Raw genomic sequence first — 18,953 nt, 5'->3', positions numbered from 1 at the left:
AACCGGTTAGAAACGGCGCAAGTCTAGCGTAAACGGGTGCTCGGCGCTGACCTGCGGTGCCTTGACCTCGATCCGTCCCGGCGTGTGGCCGAAGCGGAAGAAACGGGCCAGACGACGGCTTTCGGCTTCGAAGGCATTGACCGGGAAGGTATCGAAACTGCGCCCGCCCGGATGCGCCACGTGGTACTGGCAACCGCCGAGCGAACGCTGCATCCAGGTATCGACGATGTCGAACACCAGCGGCGCATGCACACCGATGGTCGGATGCAGACAGGACGCCGGCTGCCAGGCCCGGTAACGGACGCCGGCAACGAACTCGCCGTTTTTTCCGGTATTGGTCAGCGGCACGGGTTCGCCGTTGCAGGTCAGGATGTAGCGGTCCGGCGCCATGCCGGTGACTTTGACCTGGACGCGCTCGACCGAGGAATCGACGTAACGCACGGCGCCGCCGGCCGAGCCCTCCTCGCCCATGACGTGCCAGGGTTCGAGCGCGTGGCGCAGTTCGAAGGCGATGCCCTTGACCGCGAAATCGCCGTATTTCGGGAAGCGGAATTCGAAATGCGGGGCAAACCACTCGTGCTTGAACGGATAGCCGGCAGCGGTCATTTCTTCCATGACGTCGCGGAAATCCTGCTCGACGAAATGCGGCAGCATGAACCGGTCGTGCAACTCGGTGCCCCAGCGGGCCAGGCGTTGCGGGCTGTAGGGTTCGTTCCAGAAGCGGGCGATCAGCGCCCGCAGCAGCAATTGCTGAGCCAGCGACATGCGCGCGTGCGGCGGCATTTCGAAGGCGCGCAGTTCGAGCAGGCCGAGGCGGCCGGTCGGGCCGTCGGGCGAGTACAGCTTGTCGATGCAGAATTCCGAACGGTGCGTGTTGCCGGTGACATCGGTGAGCAGGTTGCGCAGGATGCGGTCGATCAGCCAGGGCGGCACATTCTGGCCGGCCGGCGGAATCTGCTTGAAGGCGATTTCCAGCTCGTAGAGGCTGTCGTTGCGCGCTTCGTCCACCCGCGGTGCCTGGCTGGTCGGGCCGATGAACAGGCCGGAAAACAGGTAGGACAGGCTGGGATGATTGTGCCAGTAGGCGACCAGGCTCTTGAGCAGGTCCGGCCGGCGGAGGAAGGGCGAATCGTTCGGGGTGGCGCCGCCGAGGACGAAGTGGTTACCACCGCCGGTGCCGGTATGGCGGCCGTCGACCATGAATTTCTCCGTGGTCAGGCGGGTCAGGTGAGCCGCTTCGTAGAGGTGCGTGGTCTGACCGACCAGTTGATCCCAGTTGCGGGCCGGGTGGATGTTCACCTCGATCACGCCGGGGTCGGGGGTGACCCGGAAATGCGTCAGGCGCGGGTCGGACGGCGGCTCGTAGCCTTCCATGATCACCGGCAGCTGCATCTCTTCGGCAGTGGCTTCGACGGCGGCGACGATTTCCAGGTAATCGTCGAGCGTCTGCGTCGGCGGCATGAAGATGTAGAGCTTGCCGTCGCGCGGCTCGGCGCACATCGCCAGACGGGTGATCCAGCCGGCGGATTCCTTGAAGCCCGGGCGGGTGTCGGTCGGCTTTTCCCAGGCCCGACCCTTGCCGTCGGCGCTGATCCCGGCAGCTGCGCCACGTCTATCCTGCATCTGCGGCACGCGGGCGCCGACTTCGCCGCTGACGCGGGCGCGCAGGGCGGCGTAGGAAGCCAGCGGATCGGTCGCCGTCTCTGCATCCGGGACATTGACGTAGGGATAGTCGCTCTGCGCCGTCCACGGCTGCGAGTCGATCGGCAGGCGGTAGCCCATCGCCGAATCGCCGGGGAACAGGTAGCAGCGCTCGGCGCGCAGGAACCACGGCCCGGTCTGCCACTCGTTGTAGACGTTCTTCATGATCGGCAGCGTATGGCCAACCACGTAGGTCATGCCCTGGGTGAATACCTTCATCAGGCGTTCGCGCTCCATGGCGTCGTCCACGCGTGAGTCGAACGGGTCGACGTTGCCGGGCAGGCGCCGTTCGCGCCACATGTAGTAGTAGACATCCTCGTAGCCGGGGAAGACGTAGTCCGGGGTCACCCCCAGGCGCTCGGCAACGCGCTTGAGGAAATGCCCGGCCTGGTCGGCGGTGGCGCCGTAATCCTTGCGCTCGTCGGCATACAGCGCCGGGTTGTTCCAGATCGGCTCGCCGTCCTTGCGCCAGAAGCAGTTCAGCGACCAGCGCGGCAGTTGCTCGCCGGGGTACCACTTGCCCTGGCCGAAGTGCATCAGCCCGTTCGGGGCGTACTTATCGCGCAAGCGGTGGAACAGCTCGGCGGCAAAGAAGCGCTTGGTCGGGCCGAGTGCGGCGGTATTCCATTCGGCGCCGTCGGGGTCGTCGACAGCAACGAAGGTCGGCTCGCCGCCCTGGGTCAGGCGCACGTCCATACGCATGAGCTCGTCGTCGATGTGGTGGCCGAGATTCTCGATCTCCAACCATTGCTCGTCGGTGTACGGCTTGGTCACGCGCGGCGCTTCCCAGATGCGGGTGACGCCCATCGAGTGCGAGAACTCGGTTTCGCACTTGTCGATGGCGCCGCTGACCGGTGCCGCAGAAGATGGCTCCGGCGTACAGGCCAGCGGAATGTGGCCTTCGCCAGCGAACAAGCCGGAAGTCGGGTCGAGCCCGATCCAGCCGGCGCCGGGCAGGTAAACCTCGGTCCAGGCGTGCAGGTCGGTGAAATCGGCTTCCGGGCCCGACGGGCCATCGAGCGATTTGACGTCGGCGGTGAGCTGGATCAGGTAGCCGGAAACGAAGCGCGCGGCCAGGCCGAGATGGCGCAGCAACTGCACCAGCAGCCAGGCCGAGTCGCGACAGGAGCCGGAGCGCTTTTCCAGGGTTTCCTCCGGCGTCTGCACACCGGGTTCGAGACGGATCGTATAGCTGATGTCGCGCTGCACCTGGGCATTGAGGGCAACCAGGAAATCGACGCTACGCGTCGCCTCGCGCGGGATGCCGGCCAGGTACTTATCGAACAGCGGGCCATAATTGACCTTGTAGAGATAAGGCGCCAGTTCGTGGCGTTCCTCGGCGACGTAGGCAAAGGGAATCTTCTCGGCGTGCGGTTCAAGGAAGAAGTCGAAGGGATTGATCACCGACATTTCGGCGACCAGGTCGACCTCGACGCGGAATTCGCGGGCCTTTTCCGGGAACACCAGGCGCGCCAGGTAGTTGCCCTGCGGGTCCTGCTGCCAGTTGATGAAATGCTTCGCCGGGCCGATCTTCAGCGAATAGGACAGGATGCGCGTGCGCGAATGGGGGCAGGGGCGGAGACGGACGATCTGCGGACCGAGATTGATCAGACGGTCATAGCTGTAATGCGTGACGTGGTTCAGTGCGACATGGATGGACACGGGCAAGCTCCGGATGGATTGTTCACCAGCCTAGAAGCAAGACATGAACCATGCTTACAAGGCCTTGATTTTTATTGCCCGCCATTGTGCGACGCACTTCATGAAGGCTTGATGTCGGCATGCACGCACCTAAACAGTGCATGCATCATCGACTGAACCGGTGCCGCAGCAATCAGGCGCCGTCTTTGCCGACCTGAGCGGACATCCGGTCAAACCATCGCTTGATCATCAGGAACAGGACATCCGGATTGACCGGTTTGGCGATGAAGTCGTCCATGCCGACAGCCAGGCAACGCTGCCGGTCATCGACGAAGGCGTTGGCCGTCATCGCCAGGATCGGCGTTGTCGCATGCAGGGCAAGCTGACGGATCGCCTGCGTCGCCTCCAGCCCGTCCATGACCGGCATCTGGACATCCATCAAAATCAGGTCGTAAGGGACCTGAGCCGCCTTGTCGACCGCTTCGCGACCGTCGGAAACGACGTCGACGGCGAGCCCGAGCGAGGTTTCCAGCAGTTCCCGGGCGACTTCCTGGTTGATCGGATCGTCCTCGACGACGAGGATGCGTCGATCGTGATAACGCTGCCGGATGATCGTCTCGGCTTCGCCGCCGGCAATCGCCATCGACGAGGCATCGGCGGCCGGCTTGGCGGCCTTGTGGAAGCGCAGCACGAAGCTGAAGCAACTGCCCAGGCCCGGCGTGCTGCTCACTTCGATCGAACCACCCATCAGTTCGACCAGGCGCTTGCAGATCGCCAGACCGAGTCCGGTACCACCATGGCGACGGGTGGTCGAACTGTCGGCCTGCTCGAAGGGCGAGAAAATGCGCCCCAGCGCTTCGGCCGGGATGCCGATGCCGGTATCCTCGACACTCAGGCGCAGGGAGATGTCACCCGGGCTTTCGGCTTCGACCCCGAGGTCTATCGTCACCCCGCCCCGCTCGGTGAATTTCACGGCATTGGTCACCAGATTGAGCAGTATCTGCTGCAGGCGCAAGGGGTCGCCCAGGAGTTCCAGGCTGGCCAGACGCGGGTCGATCTGCCGGTTGAGGATCAGATGGCGCGCCTCCAGACGGTCATGAACCAGGCTGTCGACATCGGCCAGCAAGCTGCCGAAACGGAAAGGCACGTTCTCCAGCACCAGGTGTTCGGCATCGATCTTGGACAGATCGAGGATGTCGTTGAGCAGACGCAGCAGGTGATTGGCCGCGCCGGAAATCTTGCCCAGTTTGTCGCATAACGCCGGATCGTCGTAGCGACGCAGGAGAATTTCGCTCAGGCCGATGATGGCGTTCATCGGCGTACGCAGTTCGTGGCTCATGTTGGCGAGGAAACTGCTCTTCGCCCGATTGGCGGCTTCGGCAGCATCCTTGGCCAACAGCAGTTCGCTGGTGCGCGCGGCGACGAGGTCTTCCAGGTGCAGGCGGTTCTGTTCGAGTTCGGCCTCGACCCGCTTGCGCTCGGAAACGTCGAGCAGGACACCGATGACGGCCGGCCGCCCTTCGTGCTCCATGATCCGCCCATAGACCTCGACATCCAGCCGGCTACCGTCCTGACGCACGCCGACGAAGGAGTAATTGACCGCCTCGACTTCGCCGCTCATCCGCCGCCGCAGGTTTTCAGCGACGGTGTCCCGTGCTTCCGGCGCCACCAGATTGCTGACCGGAACCTGCCCGATCACCTCGTCGGGGCTGGCGAAGCCGAACATTTCAGCAAAACGCGGATTGACGTAAGGGAAATAGCCATCCTGAATGATGTACACCCCGACCAGGGATTGCTCGATCAGGCCGCGGAACTTGCGCTCGGCGGCAAGCAGGGCCTGCTCCGCCTGCCGACGCCGGGCAATGTCCCGGCACAGGCCGAGCACATTGCCGTTGGGCAACAGGACCGCGCTCATTTCGGCATGGGCGATGCTGCCGTCCTTGCGGCGCAGATCGATTTCGGCAAAACAACGCCCTTCGTCGACAACCTGCTTGAACAGTTCATGGTGTACCTCGTCCAGCCCGCTGGGCGCCAGCCCGCCGATACCCATGACCAGCAGCTCTTCCCGGGTGTAGCCGACCAGCTCGCCGGCCGTTTGATTGACGTATTCGTAACTGCCATCCGGGCGGGCGATGAAAACGGCATCCGGCGTGTTGTCGAGGATGCTGCGCAGCGACTGCTCACTGTCCCGCAAGCGATGCGCGATCGCTTCGATCCGCCGGTTGTGACGGGAATTGCCGTAGAGCAGACCGAAGATCATCAGCCCGAGCAGCAGTCCGTAACCGGCAATGCTTTGCGGCAAGCTGCTGGTCGAAGCGAGGTCGAATTCGGGACTGCTACGGAAGCGGACGACCCAGCGGTGGCCGCCGAGCTCCATCGGCAGATCGACGAGATGGCGACCGGATACCGCCGGTTCGTCGGCCAGCGAATCGTAGAGCAGGTTTTCCGGCGCAACTGTAGTATCGAACAGCGCGAAATCGACATCCATCTCGCGGCTTGCCTTGATATTGCGCAGCAGATCGCCAGCCCGGAAAGGACTGAAAACAAAGCCAAGTAGCGCGCGCCGCCGTTGTTCGACGGTGTCACGCGGCAGGTCGGTACGATAGACCGGCAGGTAAATCAGGAAACCGGGTTGCCGGTCCGGCCCCTCGGGCTCCAGTCGGAGAATCACTTTCCCGGTCATCGCCGGCTGCCCGCTGTCGCGGGCGCGCTCCATGGCCTCGCGCCGCGCGTTGTCGGTCAGCATGTCGTAGCCGATCGCCCGCCGGTTGCGCTCGTTTTGCGGCTCCAGATAGGTGACACTGCTGTACTGATCGCGCTGGCCGGGCGGGCGGATTTCATGCGGCGAGATGCCGTCGGCACGCAAGCTCGCTTCATGGGCCGCCTTGGCCTCGGGAGCGAACACCAGGGCCAGACCCAGCCCCTGCGTCCCATGCAGATTTCCGCCGAGTTGCAGGCGCGCGACATAGCGCCGCCATTCATCCCGGGTGACGTCATCGCTGGCTTCGAAGAAGGCGGCGGCACCGCGCAATATCTGCTCGTGCGCCGACATGCGCCGCTGGATGTAATCGCGTTCCTTCTCGGCACGGTAGAGGAAACTCTCGCTGGCGCGCTGGTTGGCAGTTTCCCGAGCCAGGTACCAGGCGGCAAAGACCAGCGCCAACAGCAGTCCGAGCACGATCCAGGGCAACACCTCGGGATTCAGTATCCCCCGACGGCGCGACCCCAGCGGCGATGACTCTCCGGTGCAGGACTTGGGAACAGGCAATTGCGCTCCAATCTCGAAATCGTTGCTTCAGGAGCGAAGTGCCCTGACAGCGATATCTATTAAGACAATGTATTTCTTCCTGCGTCAGAACACAAATCAAACCTGCACCAAGAAGTTGCGAGGCAGACAAAAACCCCGGTTCACCAAGGCATAAAACCTGCTTCAATCTGGTGCATGAACCAGAATAACGCCCCCGCCCAACGCATCATCAAGATCCGCCGTGACTACAACACCTGGGTCGCCAGCGAGACGCTCGAAGATTACGCGCTGCGCTTCACCCCGCACAGCTTCCGCAAGTGGTCCGAACTACGCGTCGCCAACACCGCCTTCGGCGCAGCGTCGTTTCTGGTGCTCGAGGCGGTCGGCGCGACCATGCTGGTCAACGCCGGCTTCATCAACGCCTTCTGGGCGATCCTGGCGACCGGGCTGATCATCTTCCTGATCGGCCTGCCGATCTCGCATACCGCCGCCAAACACGGGCTGGACATGGATCTGCTGACGCGCGGCGCCGGTTTCGGCTACATCGGCTCGACCATCACCTCGCTGATCTATGCGTCCTTCACCTTCATCTTCTTCGCCCTCGAAGCGGCGATCATGGCCTACGCGCTGGAACTCGCCTTCGGCCTGCCGCCGGCCTGGGGTTACCTGGTCTGCGCCCTGGTGGTGATCCCCATGGTCACCCACGGCGTCACCGCGATCAGCCGTTTCCAGGCGTGGACGCAGCCAGTGTGGATCTTCCTGCTGGTCCTGCCCTACGTCTTCGTGCTGCTCGAAGAGCCCGACGCCTTCGCCGGCCTGCTCGCCTACGCCGGCGAGAACGGCAACGGCGCCAGTTTCAACCCGCACCTCTTTGGTGCGGCGCTGACCGTCGGCATCGCCATGGTGACCCAGATGGGGGAGCAGGTCGATTACCTGCGCTTCATGCCCGAGAAGACCGCCGCCAACCGCAGCCGTTGGTGGCTTGGGGTGATCGTCGGCGGACCGGGCTGGGTCGTTCCCGGCATCCTCAAGATGCTCGGCGGCGCATTGCTCGCCTGGCTGTTGCTGCGCGACGGCCTTAGCCCGGACAAGGCGGTCGACCCCAACCAGATGTACCTGATCGGCTTTTCCCACGTCTTCGACAACACGACCCTGGCGATTGCCGTCACCGCCATCTTCGTCATCGTCTCGCAGCTCAAGATCAACGTCACCAACGCCTACGCCGGCTCGCTCGCCTGGTCCAACTTCTTCGCCCGGCTGACCCACAGCCACCCGGGGCGCGTCGTCTGGGTCGTCTTCAACACGGCGATTGCCTTGCTGCTGATGGAGCTCAACGTCTTCCAGGCGCTCGGCCAGGTGCTCGGGCTGTACTCGAACATCGCCATCTCGTGGATGGCGGCGGTGGTTGCCGACCTCGTCATCAACAAGCCGCTCGGCCTGTCGCCCAAGGGCATGGAGTTCAAGCGCAGCCATCTCTACGACATCAACCCGGTCGGCGTCGGCGCCATGGTGGTCGCCTCGCTGCTTTCGGTAGCCGCCTTCTCGGGCCTGCTCGGCGACGCCGTCCAGCCCTACGCGCCATTCGTCGCCATGGCCGCCGCCTTCGTCATTTCGCCCCTGATCGCCTGGGCCACCGGCGGCCGCTACTACCTGGCGCGCACGGCCGGCGGTGCCGCCCCCCACAGTCACACCTGCGTCATCTGCGAGCGCGAGTATGAAGGCGAAGACATGGCCCACTGCCCGGCCTACCAGGGGCCGATCTGTTCGCTGTGCTGCTCGCTCGACGCCCGCTGCCACGACCTGTGCAAACCGCACGCCAATCTGTCGGCGCAGTGGCATGCACTGTTGCGCCGGCTGCTGCCGAAAGCCGCCCTGCCCTATCTGGAAACCGGGCTCGGCCACTACCTGCTGCTGATGCTCGGCATCGTGCCGATTCTGGCGCTGGTCCTCGGCGTGCTGTACACGCACGAACTGCTGATGCTCGGCGACGGCAAGCCGGGCATGGTCGCCGCGCTGCAGGAAACCTTCGTCAAGACCTTTGCCGCACTGCTGCTGCTCTCCGGCGTCGGCGCCTGGTGGATGGTGCTGACCCAGGAAAGCCGGCGCGTCGCGCAGGAGGAATCGAACCGCCAGACGCAGTTGCTGCTGCAGGAAATCGAATCGCACCAACGCACCGACGAGGCGCTGCAGAAGGCCAAACAGGTAGCCGACGCCGCCAACCAGGCGAAAAGCCGCTACATCACGGCGATCAGCCACGAACTGCGCACGCCCTTGAACAGCATCCTCGGCTACGCCCAGATCCTCGACGCCGACCCCGAAGTGCCGCCCAAGCGCAAGCAGGCGGTCAGCGTCATCCGCAAGTCCGGCGACCACCTGCTGTCGGTGATCGAGGGCACCCTCGACATCGCCCGCATCGAAGGCGGCAAGCTGACGCTGGAGGTCAAGGCGATGGACTTCCCCGACTTCATGCAGCAGATCGTCGGCATGTTCGAGCTGCAGGCGCGCAACAAGGGGCTGTCGTTCGACTACCGGCCGGCCGGCGAGCTGCCCGCCGTGGTCCGCGCCGACGAGAAGCGGCTGCGCCAGATCCTGATCAACATCCTCGGCAACGCGGTCAAGTTCACGGTGCGCGGCGGCGTCGAATTCAAGGTCGAATGCCGGCGCGAGATGGCCGTCTTCGAAATCCGCGACTCCGGCCCCGGCATCCCGGCCGAGGACATGGAACGCATCTTCGAACCCTTCGTCCGCGGCAGCACGGTGCAGGCCGGCGGCAGCGGCGTCGGCCTGACCATCGCCCGCATGCTGACCGACCTGATGGGCGGCGAAATGCAGGTGTCGAGCACGCCCGGCGAGGGCACGCTGTTCCGCATCCGCCTCTTCCTGCCGCAGGTGCATTCGGCACAGGCGGCACGCGAACTGCCGAAGCTCAACCGGGTTGGCTATGTCGGCGTGCGCAAACGCATCCTCGTCGTCGACAACGAAAAGGTCGACCGCGACATGCTGCAGAGCGTGCTCGAACCGCTCGGCTTCATCGTCGACCAGGCCGCCAGCGGCTACGAAGCGCTGCAAGCGATTCCCCGGTGCAAACCGCACCTCGTCTTCATGGACCTCGGCATGCCCGGCATCGACGGTTGGGAAACCATCCGCCGCATCCGCCAGCAGCAATTGACCGACGCCCATATCGCCATTCTCTCGGCCAACGCCTTCGACAAGGGGCTGGACAACGATGTCGGCATTGCGCCTGAGGATTTCATCGTCAAGCCGCTCAAGGTCAATCAACTGCTCGACTGGCTGGGCAAAAAGCTAGGCCTCGAATGGGTCACCGCCGACACGCCACCGCCCGCCCCGGCGCCGGCCGAACCGCTGCCGCTGGTCGCCCCGGACGCCGGGCAGGTCAGCGCGCTGGAAGAAGCGATCAACCTTGGCTACCTGCGCGGCATCCTCACCCAGCTCGCCGAGATCGAAAAGCTCGACGCCCGCCACGGCGAGTTCGTCCGCGTCCTGCGCGAACTGGCGCGCCAGTTCCAGTTCGACGCGATGAAGGAAATCCTGAGAAAATCTGCCCATGAACCCCGTTGACCGCGCCATCTCCGACATCGTCCTGATCGTCGACGACGTCCCCGAGAACCTCTCGCTGCTGCACGACGCGCTCGACGAGGCCGGCTACACCGTGCTCGTCGCCACCAACGGCGAATCGGCGCTGCAGCGGGCGCGCCAAAGCCTGCCCGACGTCATCCTGCTCGATGCGCTGATGCCCGGCATCGACGGTTTCGAAGTCGCCCGCCGGCTGAAGGCCGACTTCGCGACACAGCAGATTCCCATCGTCTTCATGACCGGGCTCACCGAAACCGAGCACGTCGTCGCCGCCTTCGCCGCCGGCGGCGCCGACTACGTGACCAAGCCGATCCGCCCGGCCGAAGTCCTGGCGCGCATCGCCGCGCACATGCAGAACGCCCGCCAGATGAAGCAGGCGCGCAGCGCGCTCGACGCCTTCGGCCAGGCCACCGTCGCCGTGCGCGCCGCCGACAGCCGCATCGTCTGGCAGACGCCGCTGGCCCGCGACCTGCTCAACGCCTATTTCGCCAACCCGGAAACCGTCGCCCCGGAAGAACTGCTCGCTTGGATCGCCGCCGCCAACGCCGCCCGCCGCGACCAGCGCGAACCGGCGCCGCTGCTCACCGCCCAGGGCAACAAGCGCCTGCTCGCCTCCTTCCACGACCAGACCGGCGACGACGAATGGCTGGTCGTCCTGCGCGAGGAAAACGACGCCTCCGCCGTCGAATCCCTGATCGCCGCCTTCCGCCTCACCCAGCGCGAAGCCGAAGTGCTCTACTGGGTGGTCCAGGGCAAAACCAGCAAGGACATCGGCGACATCCTCGGCAGCAGCCCGCGCACGGTCAACAAGCACCTGGAGCACATTTACGAAAAGCTCGGGGTGGAAACGCGGACGGCGGCGGCCAATCTGGCCTTGGGAAAAATGCGGGGAGGCTGATTCAACGGCTTTTTCCCGGCGAACCGCCATCCAGGCGTTTCAGGAGGGTCCCGAACAAGACCTCCGGCACCACCGGTTTGGCAATGAAGTCGTTCATGCCGGCGGCCAGACAACGCTCCCGGTCCTCGGTAAAGGCGTTGGCGGTCATGGCCACGATGGGCAGGGATTCACGACCGGGCAGGCCGCGAATCGCGCGGGTTGCCTCAAGACCGTCCATGACCGGCATCTGCATGTCCATCAGGATCAGGTCGTAAGCCTGGCGGGCAATCAGGCGAACCGCCCGGTCGCCGTCTTCGACGCCATCGACGATCAGGCCGACATCGTGCAGCAAGCCCTGGATCACTTCGCGATTGACCGCTTCGTCATCAACCACCAGCACGCGCTTGCCGGCGTGGCGATCAAGCAGCAAGGCTTCCTCCGGCACGGCATTCAGGCCATTGACGACCGGTCTGCCAGCGGCCTTTTCCAGACGGGCGGTAAACCAGAAAACACTCCCCTGTCCGGGCTGACTGCGGACACCGACATCGCCCCCCATCAAGTGGGCCAGGCGCTTGGTCAGCGCCAGCCCGAGTCCGGTTCCACCATACTGCCGGGTGGTCGAATTATCGGCCTGCTCGAATACCGAAAACAGCCGGGCCACCGCCGCCGGCTCGATCCCTATTCCGGTATCGGACACCTCGAAACGCAACAGGGCATCGACCGGACTTTCCTCAAGCAGGCCGACCCGAACGGCAACCTCGCCGTGGTCGGTGAACTTGATCGCGTTGCCGATGTAGTTGAGCAAGGCCTGGCGCAGGCGGGTGGCGTCGCCGAGCAGACAGATGTCCGGCATGTCGATATCGGCGTGCAGACGCAGCCGTTTGGCTGCCGCACTGCCCTGGATCATCCCGATGACCTCGTTGACCAGGCCGGCAACATGCAGTTCGGCTCTGTCGAGCCAGAGCTTTCCGGCTTCGATCTTGGACAGGTCGAGAACGGCATTGATGATTTCCAGCAGATGCCGGCTGGCCATTTCGATTTTGTCCAGACGCCCGGATTGCTCGGGACTGACGCCCGCGCGGCGCAGCAGGTGAGTCATCCCGGTGATGGCGTTGAGCGGGGTACGGATTTCATGGCTCATATTGGCCAGGAAAGCGCTCTTGGCAACGCTTGCCGCCTCGGCTGCCTGCTTGGCAGCGAGCAGTTCGCGGGTGCGTTCGCCGATACGGTCTTCCAGATGCAGCTTGTAGCGCTCCAGCTCCATCGCCGCCCGCTTGCGCTCGGTGATGTCGAGATTCAGACCGACGATACCGGTCACCTGACCATCCACCCGGATCGGCGCAATGATGTTCTGGTAGAAACGCCGTTCGCCAGCGTGCAGGTATTCGACCTCCGCATCGACCAGTTCGCCGGCCATCGCCCGACGGTTGTTGTCCAGCCACACTGCCAGCACCTCCGGGGAACTCGCCTTGTCTTCGGGGCGGCTACCGAGCAGGCTACCCCAGTGCTGGATCAGCGCACGGTTCTCCATGATGCAGCGACCGTCGCGATCGCGCGCCCAGAATTCGAACGGCGTGTTGTCGACAATCGCCCGCAGGGTTTCTTCGCTGCGTTTCATGGCATCGAGCGCGCGCCGGTTCTGGATCAACAACCACAGCAACAGCAAGGCGCCCAGACCGGCAAACAGGATCTGCACACTGACCGATTGGCGCAGTGCGGCAATATGGTTGCGTTGCACCGAGGCCTGCGCCATCGAGGCCTGGAATATGTCGTCGTTCAACAACTTCAGCACGGCATGCAACTGGGCTGCCTGCCGCACTGCGGCTTGGCGCACGCTCGCCGACGGCTCGGGCGAATCATCCTGCCAGGAATCGAGTGTGGCGACCAGGGCATCGGCATCGGCATACAGCGCATCGATGCGCGGATCGCTGCCGGCGTACAGGGAACGGTTGTCCTGCAAACGCAGGACCAGCAGATCAAGCGCGAAACCGAACTGCTCGCGAGAATCGGCGCCAGGTCTGTCCGCGTAGCGCACCAGCGCATGCTCGAGACGCAGGAAATCGTAGAGCAGGACCGAAAAGTCCCGCTCTTTGTGCAGCGATGAAATCGGCAAGGCTGCCTTGATCTGACTGGTACTGTGCGTCAGGTAGACGACCAGGCCGCCCGTCAGCAAAGCGATCAATGCTGCTGGCAGGAAAACGCCGCGCAGCCAGGCCCGGGTCATCGTCCGGCCTTTGCTTCGATGCTGTCCACCAGCCACACCCAGCGCAGACGATAGACCGAGTCGGCCAATTCCGGCGACATGTCGCGCGGATAGATGATGCGCAACGGCCCCTTGTTGCGCGGGCGCATCGGCTGCCCATCATGGCGGGTCGCCAGCAGGACCGGCCAGCGCTCCCAGTCCTGGCGGGGGATCACCTGGGAAAAACCGTCCTTGGCGCGCACCCGGATCTCATCCGCTTTGTCCAGGCCGGCACGTTGCAATACATCGCGCAACAGGGGGCCGGCATAGCTACCATCGTCCTCGGGCCAGAAGGTCGTCGTCCGTACCTCGTGCATGCCCAGACTTTCCAGCTCGGCCAGACTCAGCTGCACGTCGCCGCTGGCACCATGCAAGGTCAGCACCGGCGCCGTCGCCTTGCTGACGGTCAGCCCCACCGCCCTGGGTACCCCCGGCGTTTCGGCAAATACGGCAGCCGGGCCGCAAACCAGAACAACGGAGAGGAGCAACGGCTTCAGGCACACACGCATTTTCATCGACAGCATCTCTGGAAAAACGAAGATAAACGGCAAGGCCTGATTTTACCCGATCGGGCAGCGAACACCGGGTCGAACAAATTATGTTGCAGTGCACAATATTCTTCCGTTATACTGCGCAGCGAACACTTTCATGACTCATTCAAGGAGACAGCAATGTCCATCAATACCGAGCAATTTGCCGCCGCCAACAAGGCTACCGTTGATTCCCTGCTGTCCGTCGCCAACACGGCACTGGCCTCCGCAGAGCGCATCGCCGCCCTCAACCTGAACACCGCCCGCGCCGCCCTGGAAGACACCGCTTCCGGCGTCAAGACCGTGCTCGAAGCCAAGGACCCGCAAGCAGCCCTGGCCGCCCAGAAGGCCCTGGCCCAGCCGGCCGTCGAGAAGGCTGTTGCCTACTCGCGCTCGGTCTACGAAATCTCCAGCCAGACCCAACAGGAACTGGCCAAGATGGTTGAAGCTCAGTTCAGCGAATTCCAGAAGTCGATCGCCAACATGGTTGACCTGGCTGCCAAGTCTGCCCCGGCCGGTTCCGAAGGTGCCGTTGCCGCCGTGCAGAGCGCCATCGCCGCTGCCAACTCGGCTTTCGGCAACATGAACACCATGGCCAAACAATTCTCCGATGCCGCCCAGAAGAACATCGCTGCAGCGATGAAGCAAGGCAAGTAATTCCCGGGCTTGCATGACGAGAGGCCCCGCGCGACCCGCGGGGCCTTTTCATTCGTATCGCCGCAAGACCCACGGAGACCCCATGCCGGAAGAGAAAACCGACGCAGAAATCGACAGCATGCTGCACGCAGCACTGGGCGGTCTGACGCCGCACCAGGCACTGCTGCAGGCATCGCTCGCCGACGCCGCCAAGGTAGATGAACGCGCTGCCGCCATCGCCAAGAATCGCGAACGGGCATTGCGATTGCTGGAAGCCCTGGAAAAATCGCAAGGCTGACACCGTCAGCATTTTTTCCCGTAAAACCTTCTATACTCAATACGCTCGACAGGAACACCACAGTCACTCCCCTGGAGGCGTGTATGCACTTGATCTGTAACGATGCCGTGGATCGTATGCACCGCGACCACGCTTATCTGCTTGACCTGATCCAGCGCATCAAGTCCGTCTGCGACCGTGACGACAGCATCGACAATTGCCGCGACTGCCCGTCCGGTCACCGTGAGTCCTGCCACAGCAACATCGAGCAACTGGTCCGGACCTTCGTCGAAGCCACGCTCAAACACAACGCCATCGAATCGGTATACATGGCCGACAACGTGCCCAAGGCACACCGCGTTGCGCACAACCAGGCCCACCAGGGCATTGCCACACAATTGCAGGCAATCCGCCTGGTCTTCTCGGCGGATGGCAACTGCGTACTGGCGATCCAGGGAATCGACGAAGTCCAGCATGCCCTGCAAGCGCATTTCCGGGAATTCGACCAGCATCTGGAAGCCTATCTGAGCAACCCGAGCTGAGCCCGCTTCACCGAATACGCAAACCTACGCAATCTGACGTATTTGTCCAGAAGCTCGCCCTCCTTAATCTGACGTTGCACCGCAGCAAACAGTTTTTCCGAAACGTCAGTCAATTCAGATCAAGGAGTTTTCATGAGCACTCGTCGCAGCTTCATCAAGGCCACCGTCCTCGCCGCCGCCCTGTCGTCGATCGGCATGGCCGCACACGCCGCCGACACGATCAAGGTCGGCATCCTGCACTCGCTGTCCGGCACCATGGCGATTTCCGAAACAGCGCTGAAGGAAACCGCGCTGATGACCATCGAGGAAATCAACAAGAAGGGCGGCGTCCTCGGCAAGAAGCTCGAGCCGGTGGTCGTCGACCCGGCCTCCAACTGGCCGCTGTTCGCCGAAAAAGCCCGCCAGCTGCTGACCCAGGACAAGGTCGCGGTCACCTTCGGCTGCTGGACCTCGGTCTCGCGCAAGTCGGTCCTGCCGGTTTACAAGGAACTCAACGGCCTGCTTTTCTACCCGGTCCAGTACGAAGGTGAAGAACTCGAGAAGAACGTTTTCTACACCGGCGCCGCCCCCAACCAGCAGGCCATCCCGGCCGTCGAATACCTGATGTCCAAGGACGGTGGTTCGGCCAAGCGCTTCGTCCTGCTCGGCACCGACTACGTCTATCCGCGCACCACCAACAAGATCCTGCGTGCCTTCCTGAAGTCCAAGGGTGTCGCCGACGCCGACATCATGGAAGAGTACACCCCGTTCGGCCACAGCGATTACCAGACCATCATCGCCAAGATCAAGCAGTTCTCCTCGCAAGGCAAGAAGACCGCCGTCGTGTCGACCATCAACGGTGACTCCAACGTGCCTTTCTACAAAGAACTCGGCAATGCCGGCCTGAAGGCCACCGACGTCCCGGTCGTCGCCTTCTCGGTCGGCGAAGAAGAACTGCGCGGCGTCGATACCAAGCCGCTGGTCGGCCACCTGGCCGCCTGGAACTACTTCCAGTCGCTGAAGAACCCGGGAAACACCAAGTTCATCAAGATGTACAAGGACTGGGCCGCCAAGCAGAAGCTGCCGAACGCCAAAACTGTGGTCACCAACGACCCGATGGAAGCCACCTACATCGGCATCCACATGTGGGCCCAGGCCGTTGAAAAGGCCAAGTCCACCGACACCGACAAGGTCATCGCCGCCATGGCCGGCCAGACCTTCAAGGCGCCGTCCGGCTTCACCGTCAAGATGGACGAGAAGAACCACCACCTGCACAAGCCGGTGTTCATCGGCGAAGTGAAGGCTGACGGTCAGTTCAACGTCGTCTGGAAGACCAAGGGTCCGGTCCGTGCCCAGCCGTGGAGCCCGTTCATCGAAGGCAACGACAAGAAGAAGGATGTTCCGGAAGGCAAGTAAACCGGTACTTCAGTCACAGCAAAACGGGGGCCTCAGCCCCCGTTTGTTTTTGGCGTTCCGGAAAGCTTACTGCTTGAGCAGACCGACCACGTCCTCAACCAGATCAGCCTTCTCCTTGATCAGGTCGGAAACAGGATGGCCACGCCCGCCCAGTTCAATCTGGACCTTGGGCTCGGCAGATTGGGTGAAGGCCTTTGGCTGCCATGCGGCCCAACGATCATTCTTGTTGTAGGCAAACAGTTTCTTGGTCTGAGTCATCGGCAATCCGCGATCATCCACCGAAGCGAACTGGATTACCGTATTGAAGACCCCGTCATCCTGACTGCGTGCATAGTTGGCAGCCAGTTCGCCACCACGGCTATGGCCCATCAGGGAAATCTTCGTCGCACCGGTTTCCCTGGCATGCGCGACCAAGGCAGCAACCTCATTGAAACCGGCGCCAGCCTGCCCGGCCCAGCTCGGTGCAATCACGCGGAACCCGGCAGCCGCCAGCGCCTGCCCCATTTCGCCGCCGTTACCACTGAAGAAGAAGCGGCGGTCAGTTCCGCCACCGCCATGCAGCGCGATGACGACATGCTCGCCCGCCCCCATGGTCATCACCGAGACATTCATCTCACCATGCTTGATCACCGATTCTTCCTGGGCCTGCAACGAAGCAGCACCGAAAGAGAGCACACACCCCATTACCGCCATCCATTTCCTGAACATTATTTTCACTCCCTAGAACGATCATTGAAAGACTGCATTGGCCCACCCGGGAAGCAACGACGCATCCCGGACTTGCCAGCAGCATCATAGCCAATCGCAAGAAATACCACAGCCAGCAATTACCCCAGTCAGATCGAATTCAGGCGTCGGGGTGCGCGGCACGCCACGCCTGATAAAGGCGCAAGGCAACATGGGCGTCGTTGGCGGCATAGCGCAGTTGCCGTTCGTCGAGACGGCGGGTGGCCCAGTTGCTGGTACCGGTCTTTTTCGATTTCTGGAATCGCTGGCCGAAGAAGTGCGCGACCGCGACCTTGGCGCCGACGGTGCCGCGATGACCGGGACCGCGCAGTTTCTCGCCGAGATCAAGCAGGTTGCGCGGCACGATGTCGAGACGGCGCTTGAGCGCGCTGCGGTCGTTGCCCAGGCCGAAGCCGACCTTGAGCAGCGTCGGCGACTCGAGTATCTCGCGCAGCAAGGGATGAACCTCGGCATTGGCCACCTGGAACAACCAGGCATGATCGTCGGTGGCGAGCTGGATCAGGTGCGGCCCGGTCGATTCCTCGCCCTTGCGGAAGGTCGGTTTGGATTCGCTGTCGAAACCGATCACCTCCGCCGCCCGCAAGGCGCCGCCCGCTGCGGCCAGTGCCGCCCCGCCTTCAACCAGGGTGATCCGGTCCAGATCGAGCCCGGGATACAGCGGCAGATCGTCGGTCAAATCGGTGCGACTGACTTCCACCGCGCTCATGCCAGGCGCGCCTGCAACCAGCGGCCGATATCGGCAATTTCTTCGATGCAGACACTGTGCTGCATCGGGTATTCATGCCAGTCGACGGCATAGCCTTCGCCCAGCAGCAGGTCGCGCGCCTGTTTGCCGAGAACGGGCGCGACCACGTCGTCGTCGCTGCCGTGGGCGGCAAATACCGGGATCAGCCGGTTGGCCGGTGCCGCCTCGCGCGCCAGCAAGGACGCCGATGGAATGTAGGTCGATAGCGCAATCACGCCGCCGAGCGCCTGCGGGTGGGTCAGCGCGCCCAGGTAGGCGACCGCCCCGCCCTGCGAGAAACCGGCGACGAAAATCCGCGAACAGGCAATGCCGCGCTCGTTTTCCCGGGCAATCAGACAACGCAGCGCCTCGCGGGAAGCGAGCAGGCCGGCTTCGTCGATCCGCCTTTCGTTCGGCGACAACGACAAGATGTCGTACCAGGCCGGCATCACCCAGCCGCCGTTGCAGGTCACCGGGATTTCCGGTGCGTGCGGAAAAATGAAGCGGACGCCGACATCGTCGGGCAGGCCCAACTCGGGGACCACCGGCACGAAATCCGAACCGTCGGCCCCCAGGCCGTGCAGCCAGATGACGCTGAAACTGGGCGGTACGCTGCCGTGTTCGATTTCGATGGCGGGCAAACAATCCTGCATGGCAACTCCTGACGGCAAATGGACTCGGCGGCAAACGACGCTCAGGCGCAGTATAGCGACAGCACTGCAAATTGCCCCCAAGACCCTATTTCGAAGCGAAAAAACCTCACCCCCTCAGGCTGACGGTGGCATAATCGCGAGGCTTCC

The 18,953-nt window shown here is 63.3% G+C and carries 13 protein-coding genes; 6 read left to right on the top strand and 7 right to left on the bottom strand.

All coding sequences use genetic code 11. The features are described from left to right. Positions 1–6: 6 nt before the first annotated feature. Complete coding sequence (locus tag AADV58_RS07500) at positions 7–3,363, bottom strand: DUF2126 domain-containing protein (RefSeq protein ID WP_028995968.1); 3,357 nt, start codon at positions 3,361–3,363, stop codon at positions 7–9. Positions 3,364–3,535: 172 nt separating this feature from the next. Continuing rightward, positions 3,536–6,535, bottom strand: a complete 3,000-nt coding sequence (locus AADV58_RS07495) for a CHASE domain-containing protein (RefSeq protein WP_341744454.1) — start codon at positions 6,533–6,535, stop codon at positions 3,536–3,538. Positions 6,536–6,784: 249 nt separating this feature from the next. Between AADV58_RS07495 and AADV58_RS07490 the strand changes: the two genes are divergently transcribed. Together AADV58_RS07490 and AADV58_RS07485 are read left to right on the top strand one after the other, a co-directional pair. Continuing rightward, positions 6,785–10,168 (top strand): hybrid sensor histidine kinase/response regulator, encoded by a 3,384-nt coding sequence (locus tag AADV58_RS07490; RefSeq protein WP_043421667.1) that lies wholly within the window; start codon positions 6,785–6,787, stop codon positions 10,166–10,168. Beyond that, positions 10,155–11,081 carry a response regulator transcription factor gene (locus AADV58_RS07485; protein ID WP_028995970.1) on the top strand — a complete coding sequence of 309 codons (927 nt, stop codon included), beginning with the start codon at positions 10,155–10,157 and terminating at the stop codon, positions 11,079–11,081. Before AADV58_RS07490 ends, AADV58_RS07485 begins: the two co-directional genes overlap by 14 nt. Position 11,082: 1 nt before the next feature. Here the strand turns inward: AADV58_RS07485 and AADV58_RS07480 are convergent, their stop codons facing one another. Both AADV58_RS07480 and AADV58_RS07475 read right to left on the bottom strand, forming a co-directional pair. Then, positions 11,083–13,284, bottom strand: a complete 2,202-nt coding sequence (locus AADV58_RS07480) for a PAS domain-containing hybrid sensor histidine kinase/response regulator (protein WP_341744453.1) — start codon at positions 13,282–13,284, stop codon at positions 11,083–11,085. Further along, positions 13,281–13,817 (bottom strand): molybdopterin-dependent oxidoreductase, encoded by a 537-nt coding sequence (locus tag AADV58_RS07475; protein ID WP_341744452.1) that lies wholly within the window; start codon positions 13,815–13,817, stop codon positions 13,281–13,283. The genes AADV58_RS07480 and AADV58_RS07475 overlap by 4 nt, the downstream gene beginning before the upstream one ends. A 156-nt stretch (positions 13,818–13,973) precedes the next feature. On the opposite strand from AADV58_RS07475, the gene AADV58_RS07470 reads away from it, so the two are divergent. The 4 genes from AADV58_RS07470 to urtA all read left to right on the top strand — a co-directional run bounded on the left by AADV58_RS07470 (position 13,974) and on the right by urtA (position 16,682). Then, positions 13,974–14,489, top strand: a complete 516-nt coding sequence (locus AADV58_RS07470) for a phasin family protein (protein WP_028995972.1) — start codon at positions 13,974–13,976, stop codon at positions 14,487–14,489. An 82-nt stretch (positions 14,490–14,571) separates the two neighbouring features. Continuing rightward, positions 14,572–14,766, top strand: coding sequence for a hypothetical protein (locus AADV58_RS07465; protein ID WP_028995973.1), 195 nt, complete (start codon positions 14,572–14,574; stop codon positions 14,764–14,766). Between the two features lie 83 nt (positions 14,767–14,849). Then, positions 14,850–15,287 (top strand): hemerythrin domain-containing protein, encoded by a 438-nt coding sequence (locus tag AADV58_RS07460; protein WP_341744451.1) that lies wholly within the window; start codon positions 14,850–14,852, stop codon positions 15,285–15,287. A gap of 132 nt (positions 15,288–15,419) precedes the next feature. Continuing rightward, positions 15,420–16,682: an urea ABC transporter substrate-binding protein gene (urtA, locus tag AADV58_RS07455; protein WP_028995975.1), complete on the top strand. Its 1,263-nt coding sequence runs from the start codon at positions 15,420–15,422 to the stop codon at positions 16,680–16,682. Between the two features lie 66 nt (positions 16,683–16,748). Here urtA and AADV58_RS07450 read toward each other — a convergent pair whose 3' ends face one another. The 3 genes from AADV58_RS07450 to AADV58_RS07440 form a co-directional block, all read right to left on the bottom strand. Further along, the gene (locus AADV58_RS07450; protein ID WP_081700292.1) at positions 16,749–17,390 is read right to left on the bottom strand and encodes an alpha/beta hydrolase; all 642 of its coding nucleotides are present in this window, start codon (positions 17,388–17,390) and stop codon (positions 16,749–16,751) included. Positions 17,391–17,529: 139 nt separating this feature from the next. Beyond that, entirely contained in the window at positions 17,530–18,135 is a 606-nt protein-coding gene (locus AADV58_RS07445) for a 3'-5' exonuclease (RefSeq protein WP_043421670.1), read from the bottom strand. Next, the gene (locus AADV58_RS07440) at positions 18,132–18,806 is read right to left on the bottom strand and encodes an alpha/beta hydrolase (RefSeq protein ID WP_028995978.1); all 675 of its coding nucleotides are present in this window, start codon (positions 18,804–18,806) and stop codon (positions 18,132–18,134) included. Before AADV58_RS07440 ends, AADV58_RS07445 begins: the two co-directional genes overlap by 4 nt. Between the last annotated feature and the right edge of the window lie 147 nt (positions 18,807–18,953).

The organism is Azonexus hydrophilus (assembly GCF_038368255.1).
In the GTDB taxonomy this organism is placed as follows: Bacteria; Pseudomonadota; Gammaproteobacteria; order Burkholderiales; family Rhodocyclaceae; genus Azonexus; species Azonexus hydrophilus.
Note: the sequence above shows the minus strand (reverse complement) of the source record. Positions and strands in the feature narration are given on the sequence as shown.